The organism is Aminobacter sp. P4_D5 (genome assembly GCF_056401815.1).
The window spans coordinates 1-613 of record NZ_JBFUIP010000974.1 but is presented as its reverse complement, the minus strand read 5'-3'; the positions used below and the strand labels follow the sequence as shown (position 1 = coordinate 613).

Sequence of the window (613 nt, the reverse complement as noted above, 5' to 3'; positions counted from 1 at the left end):
GTCTGGCTCAACGCGACGCCGTTCCCGGCGCGGGGCCGCAGCGGCCTGGCGCCCTGGCAGCTCCGCAAGGCCAAGGCGATGATGGAGGCGCGGCTCGAGGCCGGCGTCGCGGTCGAGGAGCTCGCGCGGGAATGCCGGCTGTCGCGCAGCTACTTCTCGCGTGCCTTCCGGCGCAGCACGGGCGTGCCGCCGCATGGCTGGCTGGCCGCGCTGCGCGTCGAGAAGGCCAAGCGGATGCTGGGCGGCGATGCGCGGATCGCCGATGTCGCGCTGGCTTGCGGCTTCGCGGACCAGAGCCATCTGACCCGCAGCTTCTCGGCGCAGATCGGCACCACGCCGGCGGCCTGGCGGCGCCAGGCGCTTGCGGATGTCCGCGCCTGATACGATGGCACCACTGGTCCGGAGCGGCGGCAGCGTGCATCCTCCCGATGCGCGCTCCGGCCTCCGGGGACGATGCAACGACAAGGAGAATCAGCATGGCCAAGACCGACGCACGCACCCTTCGGTAGGCGCCGCTCGCCACCCCGGCCGGCTATTCCGACAATGCCGTCAAGGACCTCTCGGCCGCGCTGAACCTGGCGCTGGCCGTCATGTTCGCGCTCTACATGAAGAC

1 protein-coding gene is annotated in these 613 nt (G+C 71.6%); it reads left to right on the top strand.

The genetic code is table 11. From position 1 onward, the window contains the following. Positions 1-381 (top strand): helix-turn-helix domain-containing protein (locus AC1DWF_RS36150; RefSeq protein ID WP_476843265.1); only part of this gene is annotated, 381 nt, incomplete at its 5' end. Positions 382-613: the final 232 nt, after the last annotated feature.